This window comes from Gallibacterium anatis DSM 16844 = F 149, from assembly GCF_000379785.1.
GTDB classification, from domain to species: domain Bacteria; phylum Pseudomonadota; class Gammaproteobacteria; order Enterobacterales; family Pasteurellaceae; genus Gallibacterium; species Gallibacterium anatis.
The window spans coordinates 1-9,403 of the sequence record NZ_KB903743.1 but is presented as its reverse complement, the minus strand read 5'-3'; the positions used below and the strand labels follow the sequence as shown (position 1 = coordinate 9,403).

At 36.9% G+C, this 9,403-nt stretch carries 11 protein-coding genes; 10 read left to right on the top strand and 1 reads right to left on the bottom strand.

The window, feature by feature from the left end; genetic code table 11:
* Positions 1–243 precede the first annotated feature (243 nt).
* The 3 genes from A3EO_RS0111205 to A3EO_RS0111180 all read left to right on the top strand — a co-directional run bounded on the left by A3EO_RS0111205 (position 244) and on the right by A3EO_RS0111180 (position 2,268).
* The gene (locus A3EO_RS0111205; protein WP_018347215.1) at positions 244–1,113 is read left to right on the top strand and encodes an SPFH domain-containing protein; all 870 of its coding nucleotides are present in this window, start codon (positions 244–246) and stop codon (positions 1,111–1,113) included.
* Positions 1,114–1,531: 418 nt separating this feature from the next.
* Positions 1,532–1,975: a hypothetical protein gene (locus A3EO_RS0111185; RefSeq protein ID WP_018347212.1), complete on the top strand. Its 444-nt coding sequence runs from the start codon at positions 1,532–1,534 to the stop codon at positions 1,973–1,975.
* A gap of 53 nt (positions 1,976–2,028) precedes the next feature.
* Positions 2,029–2,268, top strand: coding sequence for a hypothetical protein (locus A3EO_RS0111180; RefSeq protein WP_018347211.1), 240 nt, complete (start codon positions 2,029–2,031; stop codon positions 2,266–2,268).
* Between the two features lie 10 nt (positions 2,269–2,278).
* Here A3EO_RS0111180 and A3EO_RS0111175 read toward each other — a convergent pair whose 3' ends face one another.
* Positions 2,279–3,181, bottom strand: coding sequence for a hypothetical protein (locus A3EO_RS0111175; RefSeq protein ID WP_018347210.1), 903 nt, complete (start codon positions 3,179–3,181; stop codon positions 2,279–2,281).
* A 193-nt stretch (positions 3,182–3,374) separates the two neighbouring features.
* Here A3EO_RS0111175 and pilL2 point away from each other — a divergent pair, with 193 nt between their 5' ends.
* The 7 genes from pilL2 to A3EO_RS0111140 are packed head-to-tail and all read left to right on the top strand — an operon-like array spanning position 3,375 to position 9,126.
* Positions 3,375–3,983 (top strand): PFGI-1 class ICE element type IV pilus protein PilL2, encoded by a 609-nt coding sequence (gene pilL2 / locus A3EO_RS0111170; RefSeq protein ID WP_013745183.1) that lies wholly within the window; start codon positions 3,375–3,377, stop codon positions 3,981–3,983.
* Between the two features lie 14 nt (positions 3,984–3,997).
* Entirely contained in the window at positions 3,998–4,753 is a 756-nt protein-coding gene (locus A3EO_RS0111165) for a TIGR03759 family integrating conjugative element protein (RefSeq protein WP_018347209.1), read from the top strand.
* The gene (locus tag A3EO_RS0111160; protein WP_018347208.1) at positions 4,743–5,435 is read left to right on the top strand and encodes a lysozyme family protein; all 693 of its coding nucleotides are present in this window, start codon (positions 4,743–4,745) and stop codon (positions 5,433–5,435) included. The genes A3EO_RS0111165 and A3EO_RS0111160 overlap by 11 nt, the downstream gene beginning before the upstream one ends.
* Positions 5,432–5,950: an integrating conjugative element protein gene (locus tag A3EO_RS0111155; protein ID WP_018347207.1), complete on the top strand. Its 519-nt coding sequence runs from the start codon at positions 5,432–5,434 to the stop codon at positions 5,948–5,950. Before A3EO_RS0111160 ends, A3EO_RS0111155 begins: the two co-directional genes overlap by 4 nt.
* On the top strand, positions 5,951–8,179 hold the full coding sequence (traD, locus tag A3EO_RS0111150; RefSeq protein WP_018347206.1) for a type IV conjugative transfer system coupling protein TraD: 2,229 nt from the start codon (positions 5,951–5,953) through the stop codon (positions 8,177–8,179). It begins immediately after the preceding gene.
* Positions 8,172–8,870 (top strand): TIGR03747 family integrating conjugative element membrane protein, encoded by a 699-nt coding sequence (locus tag A3EO_RS0111145; RefSeq protein WP_018347205.1) that lies wholly within the window; start codon positions 8,172–8,174, stop codon positions 8,868–8,870. The genes traD and A3EO_RS0111145 overlap by 8 nt, the downstream gene beginning before the upstream one ends.
* 10 nt (positions 8,871–8,880) lie before the next feature.
* Positions 8,881–9,126: a hypothetical protein gene (locus A3EO_RS0111140; RefSeq protein ID WP_231128985.1), complete on the top strand. Its 246-nt coding sequence runs from the start codon at positions 8,881–8,883 to the stop codon at positions 9,124–9,126.
* The last annotated feature ends 277 nt before the right edge of the window (positions 9,127–9,403 follow it).

Below are 9,403 nucleotides of genomic sequence, written 5' to 3'. Positions count from 1 at the left end.
TTATCTGAAAGGAAAAGCAAGAGAAAAGCGACAAAGTAAAAAAACAAACCCACTTTTATCAAATGATTTTGGAAAGATGGGTTTGTCAGCAGTCTGAGCTAATTATTAATTAGCTTAATTTGTCCATTTTAAAAATAGCGACTTAGGTCGCTATTTTTTTGATCAGATTGTTTATTCAATTTCCTATTCTTTTTATCTTCGCCGTTTTTTATAGTGTTTACATATTTTTTCAGGGAGTACATTATGAAAAACGTTCAAAAAATTATTAGTTTATCAGTTTTAGCTGCAAGTCTGAGTGGTTGTTCTCCTTTTTCGGTAGACGAAGGAGAGATAGGGTTAGTTACCAAATATGGCGAGATTGTGGAAACAAAATCAGCAGGTCTACATTGGCGTTCCTGGTTAGAAGATGACATTAAATTCTCAACAAGGGAGCAAAAAGAAGTTATAGGTTATTTTGATGATGAAAGAGACAAGATTACTGGCATTTCGGCTTATACAAGAGATGCTCAAACTGTGACTACAGCATTGATTATTACTTATAAATTAACAGATCCTGTTGCTGTATATAAAAATTATCGTACTACCGAAAATATGATTAATCAACTTGTTGAACCAAGAAGTAGACAGGCTCTTGAAATCGTATTTAGTGAATATACAGCACAAAAAGCTTTAGAAAATAGAGCAAAATTAACTACAGATATTACTGCTCAAATTCGTGAGGCAGTCAAGGGTTACCCTATCGAAATTACCGCTGTTCAAACGGTAATTCAATTTAATAAAGAATATGAAAAAAGGGTAGAGGAAAGCGTTCAAAAGAATGTGGCAATTCAGACAGCGGAACGTGAACTCATTATCCAGCAGAAGCAAGCAGAGATTGTGAAAGTGAACGCTCAAGCAAAGGCGGATGCTGAGATTATTCAAGCGAAAGCAGATGCTGAAAAAGTTCGACTTGCAGGTGAGGCGGAGGCTGCGGCTATTCGTGCTAAAGGGGAAGCATTAAAGGAAAATCAACAGCTTGTTGAACTAACAGCGGCAGAAAAATGGAATGGGATTTTGCCGACAACAATGACCCCAAATGGTGCATTACCTTTTATTAAAATAGGAGAAAAATAATTGATTGAGGTATTACAGATAATATTTTATCTGCTTTTAATCATATTAATTCTCTTGTGTATAAGAATGGTGTTATGTGGTCAGAAGGTAATGGATAAGCAACTTGAGAAAATAGATAAATATAAGGAGTAGATATGTTCTTTTTAGGTATTATTGTTGGAATCGCTATAGGTTTTTCGGTTCAGGCTTTTTTTAAACAATATAAAATTGTTGAAAGAAATAAGGAGTGATATATGTTACCTGAAGTATTCATTGAGTATATTATGCGAATTATCTTTGTTGCTCCTCTTATGATTCTATGTTATTTAATTTTTAGATTATCACTTGTAGCAATTGAAAAGGATGAGAAGGTATAACATTTACAAACACTGGTAGTTGCAAAATTACTATTAATAATTAATAGGCTAAGGATGTAAAAATGAATCAATTTCAACAGAATATTTTTAACACACTTTGTGAAGTTAATAATGTACAAAAAATTAATATTGAACTATTCTCTCAATACGAGAGTAGTAATAAGTTGATAACAGTTTTTCAGGTGTTTTTAATGATAATGACATTGCCATTCTTCTCTTTCGCTGCTTCTTCACAAGAATATCCTGATGTTTTTTGGGGAATAAGTTTTTTATTAGTAATTCTTGCTGTTTTTATTCTTATTTATGACAAAATCAAAAAGCCAATTTCAATATCTGAACAGCATCAGGAATTGTATCAAGAATCACTTGCTCTTTTACAAAGTTATGAAATTGTAAAAAATGATATTTCTGAAGATGAATATCTAAGTTATATCAGAAAAAAATCATACAGTCGTCTTATAGAGAAAAATCCCACTGTTGAAGAAATTCGTAACTATCTAAATTGAAAAAATAGATGAAATCAGAATTAGAATATTTTTAAATGAAAAGGATATGTGTAATGAATGATAAAAATGATAATAAACAAATTTTGTTAAACCAGACTCATTTTTCAAAGATAGAGGATTTTGATTGTTTGGAGTGTGATGAGCCTGCTTATTTTGTTTTACAAGATAAGTATCACTCATTTAGTTTATCGTTATCTACGTTGCTAAATTGCTTGAAATTTGCAGAAAATGAAGGTGTAATTCCTGCAATAGGCGAAGAATGGTGGTTGAAAGTTTCCAATATGAATAAATAAAACGAGTGTTTTAATAAAAAAATCCGTGTTCTTTAGCAACTTCCTTTGCTATATTGAGCAGTTCTTTATTTTTCAAAATTTGTTTTTCACTTAATTTATATTCTTTATAGTTTATTAATTTTTCAAAATGCAAGTTATCAAAAACAATCTTTTTTTGATAGATTGTTTTTGCTTCATTTATTTCGCCTTTTGATATCGAAAATATTAAACTTTCTGTAAGATGATGATCCTCTATTTTGGTTTTGTGATCAAAAAAATAAAAGCCTAATTTGATATATTTATTAGATTTTATTTTGTTATTTTTAATATCTAACTCAGGTATTTGTTTAAGAGCAGATATCAATGTCTCATCAAGAACAAAACGACCAATAATGGTTTTATTTGATGAGAAATAAGGGAGTAGAAGAGGAACATTTTTTAAGGATGCTCCACGATATAAATAAGCTCTTGCGTCAAAAAAGTCATTTAACATATCCTTAGCTAAGGCGGTACTGATATATATTCCAATTTTTTTCTGGAGTAAATACACTATTTTGTCAAAATAATATATCATTTTACGGATAATATCTTGAGCTATTTCATCTATTTCTCCTTTTCGGCTATCTTTTGTAAAGGGTTTTCTATTGGCTTTATATGGACAATATTCATAATTTTCCTTATTGTATTTTCCTAGTCCAATAGGTATTTCATAATGTCTAGCGTATGGCTTATCAGTGTGTTCCAATTTTTTATACAGCCCTATTATTTGTACTGGGTTATTGCATTCAGGGCATATAGCAAATTGGCAGGTTTCGTGATTCTGTCGCTCTGATTTTTGGTAAAATGGAGCTTGTTTCTGAGTTTTCTTTTCAAATAATGTTTTTTCGATGATGTAGCTTTTATCTTCATCTGTTTTAAATTTAATTCTATCCATAATGTATTTTTTAATATGTAAAATCTGTTAATTATCTACCATAGTTAAGAAAAAAAGTAAATGTATAAGTTATCAAAAACAATGAAGAAATGTTTAATTAGTTAATTGATTTTTTTGGATAATCAATTTCCTATTCATTTTTTTCTCTGTCTTCTTTATGTTGTGATCAATATTGCACATTAAGGAGATGAAAATGAAAAAACAGTTGCTTGCTTGCGCGATTGCCGGTTTGTTTGTTTTGACTGGTTGCAGTAATCATTCTGGGAACAAAAAAACTCAGACTGATACTAATGTGGTACCTATGCCGGTTGTAACGGCGCAATCAGCTACCCAAAATAAATCAATCCAAACAGCTCAAGTTTTTAAATCAGAGGTAGTTTCACCAGACATTTACCAGCAGCAAGATGCTTTAGAGCCTAGCGTTGTGCGTACAGATCGTTATCAATTAACAAATATTGATGCGCAGTTGGGACAGAAGTATTTACTCGAGCAGGCTGTTGTTATCAAGATGAAAACAAAAAAGAATCAGTCATTAAATGTTGAGCAAGGCATTAAAAATACGTTGTCAAATACGGGGATTTCACTTTGCCCGGCATTCGGTCAGTCTGATTTATTAACACTTTATTCTCGCCCTCTACCAAAAGTTCATCAACAATTCGGTCCAATGAAATTGAGAGAGGCCTTGCAGATGTTAGCTGGCCCTGCTTATCAGTTAACGCTAAATGAACAAACTCGAGTAGTGTGTTTTAAAGCTAGAGTTACGGAACGCGTTTCTATTCCTGATTCCTCTCCAAATGAATAAATGAGGGTGATGATATGAAAAAACGAAATATACTACTTATCCTTTCATTGGCATTGGGGCAATCAGCATTTGCACTTGATTTGAATGAAACAGTGCAAAGTATTAAGGAAACTTCGGCCAAAGCATTAGCACAAGCTGAACAAAGTGCAAAACAGGTGTCTTCATCTGTGACTTCTACAATTCAATCGCTTTCAGCTAATGAGCAAGCTCAACATTGGGGCTTGACAGAAGAGGAATGGAAGCGATATGAGCTATTAAAGAAAACTGAGCGACAATATTGGTCACCGAATCTTGACCCTTTGACAACATTGGGGGTTGAGGCAACCAGTGAAGCAGAGCGGCAAAAATATGCGCGTTTACTTGCAAAGAAAGAATTTGAACGAGTAGAGAAAGAACTCAAATTTCAGTTGGCATATGATGCCGCTTTTAAAGAGCTTTATCCCGGCGTAATGCCAATTTCTGATAATACAATGTCACCTGTTATCAATGAACGATTAGTGTTGTTTACTCGCTTAAATTGCGAGAAATGTGATTCTGCATTACAGAAAATATTGGCAACCAACAAATCAGTTGATATTTATTTTGTTGATAGCCGGCAAGATGATAAAGCTATCCGTGATTGGGCAATTTCTCACCGCATTGATGTGAATAAAGTTCGTAGCAGACAAATTACCCTTAATCACGATCAAGGGCTTTGGTTACAGCACGGCAACGGCAAAATGCCGGTTATCTTTAAATCGGGAACTTGGGATCAGGTAAATGATTTTTAGATATGCAGTAATACTGATTGGTTTATTGGGATATAGTGTCTATAGTGCTGCCATTACGCATAATGTGCAGCCTATACCGGGGATTTTCCATCGGGTTGCAAATCAGTATTCTGTGCCTGCATCAATGTTATATGCGATTGCATTGAATGAAACTGGTCGCAGAGTAACAAACGTAAAGCAACCCTATCCGTGGTCGATTAATGTCAAAGGACGTAGTTATTTTTATCCCTCTCAAATTAAAGCCTGCCAAGCATTACAGCAATTTATGTCTCGTTATCCGTTAAAAAATATTGATGTTGGTGTTGCTCAGGTAAATTTGGGCTGGAACGGTATTAAGTATTTTCGGAGTGCTTGCGAGGGCTTTGATGTCGCAAAAAATTTAAATGCGGCTGCACAAATTTTGAGAGATTGCTATGTTGAAAAGGGGAGCTGGTTACAAGCATCAGGGTGTTACCATCATCCCAAAGGGGGATTCTATGCTGTTCGCTATATGCGTAATATCAAGCGGCATTTATCAACATTATCGTCTACTTCTTCCGCAACGCCAGATAACTGGATTTCACCGCCTGAGATTGCAGGTGTGAGTGTTGAAAGCGATCAGCGTCACTATCAATGGATTTTACCATCACAAACCATACAAACTGCTTTTATTTGGGTTGATCCAAACAAGGAGAGTCAATGAAAAAATTAATTATCTTATTGTCGTTCTTGCTTCCTACTGTTTCTTATGCTGCTGAAGTCATTGCAGATGAGGGAGGGGAGAGTGCGTTGCGTTTTTATGAGCCCATTCAGCCTGTTATTGAAAAGGGTGATGTTGTTAATTCAGATATGATGCCACCTGTTTTTCACGAAAAAGATTTATTACCAATAGTATCTCATTTAATGACTCCTGGAAAAATAGATATTCCATCACGGATGAGGAATGACGGAAAAGTGAAGATGCCCGGTATGCAGCCATTATGTTTAATCGGAGATGATGCGTTATCAGAAGATTGGTTTAGACAAAAGTTGCCAGAGTTGAAAAAAATGGCGGCCACTTGTCTTGTTGTTAATGTACAGCAATATGAGCGTCTTCAGCAATTACGAAATATTGATAACTCAATTCCGTTATTACCGGTCAGTGCTGATGATCTCGCTAAGCGATTGAAGATAGTACATTACCCGGTCTTGATTACCGATAGAGGGATAGAGCAATAAATGAGTAATAACCACGTTATTGAATCCGTTTTACGGCCTGCTGTTGAGCTGAATACAGCGATTGTATCAGCCAGTGCAGGCGCATTGTGCCTCTATGCCCCCTGGAGTCTAGCACTTAGTCCGGATATTGGATACGGAATGTGTGGTGCGTTTTGGCTATTTTCCGTAGTGCGTTTTAGACAAGGTTGGCGTATTTTGAAGTTTCGCCGGAATATTCGTAGATTGCCTTATTACGCACTAACCAGTAAACAGATTCCTGTTAGCCAGCGTTATCTGTTTTTGGGTAGAGGATTTGCTTGGGAACAGAAACATACACAAAGACTCTATACCTGTACTCGTTCAGAAGTAGAAGATTACGTCAAGCCAAGTTTAGCTTATCAATACGCTCGAACGCTTGAAAAATGGAGTGATGAAAGATTACCTAAATTAGCAAAATTATTGCGTACTGATAAGTGGTATAACCCAGTTAGACCGTTGCCGCCCGTTGGAGGGAGTCCGGTAATTCACGGCATTGAATTGGATGAACAGGATGTGATGTTGCCTTTGGGTGAGCGTGTTGGACATACGATTGTATTGGGGACAACGCGTGTAGGTAAGACGCGATTAGCTGAGATGTTAGTAACGCAAGATATTCATCGGGGTAAGACTGTTGATGAACGAGAGGTGGTAGTGTTTTTCGATCCGAAAGGCGATGCGGATATGCTGAAACGAATGTATGTGGAAGCGAAACGAGCAGGGCGTGAAAATGAATTTTACGTATTTCATTTAGGCTGGCCGGAAATATCTGCTCGATATAACGCAGTGGGACGATTTGGACGAGTATCTGAAGTTGCAGGACGCATTTCCGGGCAGTTAAGTTCGGAGGGGAATAGCGCAGCATTTAAGGAGTTCGCGTGGCGATTTGTCAATATTATTGCCAGAGCGCAAGTGGAGCTTGGTCGCCGTCCGGACTATCCGTCAATTGCGCGTTATGTGCAAAATATTGATGAGCTATTCATTGATTATGCTACGCATTTTTTGGGGAAAACGCAGCCGAAAGCGTGGGAAGCGATTGCTGCAGCAGCAAGCAAAATCAATGATAAAAATACACCTCGCAATATGATGGGACGAGATCCTATCGTGATTGCCCTTGAGCAATTTCTGACTCAATCAAAAATACACGATCCGGTTTTAGATGGTCTGCGTAGTGCGGTACGGTACGATAAAACTTATTTTGATAAAATCGTTGCTTCACTTCTACCGCTACTTGAGAAATTAACAACCGGGAAAATTGCTGAGTTGCTTGCACCGGATTATAGCGATATTCACGATGAACGTCCTATTTTCGACTGGCAAGAGATTATACGCAAACGAGGCATTGTTTATATTGGGTTAGATGCGTTATCTGATACTACGGTTGCTAGTGCGGTAGGCAATAGTATGTTCGCCGATCTGGTTTCGATGGCAGGACATATCTATAAATATGGTATTAATCAAGGGTTGCCGGATGCGTTACAAGGTAAGTCGAAAAAGGTCTCTATTAACTTACATTGCGATGAATTCAACGAGCTAATGGGTGATGAGTTTATTCCATTGATCAACAAAGGGGGTGGAGCCGGAATTCAAGTAACAGCATACACTCAGACCTTGTCGGATATTGAGGCAAGAACAGGCAATAAAGCCAAGGCAGGACAAGTTATTGGTAACTTTAATAACTTAATTATGTTGCGTGTGCGTGAGCCTGCAACAGCGGAGTTGCTTACTAATCAGTTGCACGAAGTGGATGTGTTGAAAAATACAACGATTTCAGGGGTGACGGATAGTAGTGATCCTTATAGTAATCAACATTTCACATCAAATACGCAAGACCGTGTCAGTTCGGAAAAAATGCCAATGATCACGCCTGCTAATGTGATCAGCTTACCGAAGGGACAAGCATTTGCGCTGCTTGAGGGAGGTAAGTTGTGGAAAATTAGAATGCCATTGCCGGTTTCTGATAAAAATGAGCATATTCCGGAATCTATCGCACAATTAAGTGAGTATATGAAAGAAAATTACCAAACTGGAGAAACTTTATGGTCTCAAGTCGCCTATGAATATACGCCTTCAAATGAAGCGATTGCCGCGTTTGAACAGCTTGTCAGCACGCCAATTATTTCATCAAATACTGCTACTGTGCCTGCTGAAAGTGATGTAGATAATGTAGATGTAGAGAAGCACAATACAGAAGAGGGAGTAAATAATGGCTGAACAACAGGTAAAAGAACCTAGAAGAGGGTTGTTAGGTAATCTATTATCGTTGCTTGGTAGAACCTTTGGTGTGTTAGTCGTGTCATTATTTGTCAGTATTGTGATTGAATGGATCGGTATGATCTGGTTTTGGCCGGAGCTTGGTGCTCAGCACAGTAAACAAATGATGTTGGAAGAGGTGAAGTATTTTTCCGTGCATTTTACACAAAGTATTCTGCACGCTGATCCGGTAGTGTTAGCAACCTATGTAATGGATACCGTACATCAATATGTATTTGTGAAAAGTGGTTTGTTAGCGTGGTTAAATAGCGTACAAGACCCAAGCAGTCCAGGATATGCATTAATTATTTATATTCGCGGTTATATTGAAGCGGTTATTTATATCACAATGACGTTTATTATTCGGTTACTCATCCTGTTTTTTACCTCACCATTGTTTATTTTGGTTGCCGTGGTTGGTTTCACGGATGGGCTTGTACGTCGGGATTTAAGGCGATTTGGGTACGGTTATGAATCAAGTTTTATGTATCATCACGCGAAAAAAGCGATATTTCCGCTGTTAATCGGCTCTTGGATGTTATATCTTTCGTTGCCATTTAGCATTTATCCTAATTTGTTACTGATCCCAGCAGCATTTTTAGTGGGAGCAGCAATTTCTATTGCGTCAGCGAGTTTCAAAAAATATCTTTAATCAGGTAAATATGATGTATATCGAAACATTAATGACAATTGCGCAGAAATTTAGAGAAAACGAACAGTATCAGGGAGGATACGTTCGTATTTTTCAAGGAAGGTATATACAAGCCTATGGTTGGAGTTTAAATATTGGCTCAGCTCATTCAGAAAAACCTGGAGCCTTGCTTATCGGTGAACGTCCTGATGATTGCTATATTGCGGTTGGGGGCAATAGGTGTGATGGAGCAGAAAAGTGGGTGAAAATACTATAAAAAATGTCTTGATGTAGATGAAATTTGTTTAAAGACTTCTATTTTTTGATAAATATCTGTTGTTCCTATCTAAGTTCAATGGGATATAATATGTAAAAACTCTTTTTAACTATACCTGTATTTTATAGCGAGGAGTTATTCATTCTCACTTGACATTTATTATATGAGGACAACAATGTTTACAACGCAACGCAACGCAACGCAACGCAACGCAACGCAACGCAACGCAACGCAACGCAACGCAACGCAACGCAACGCAACGCAACGCAACGCAACG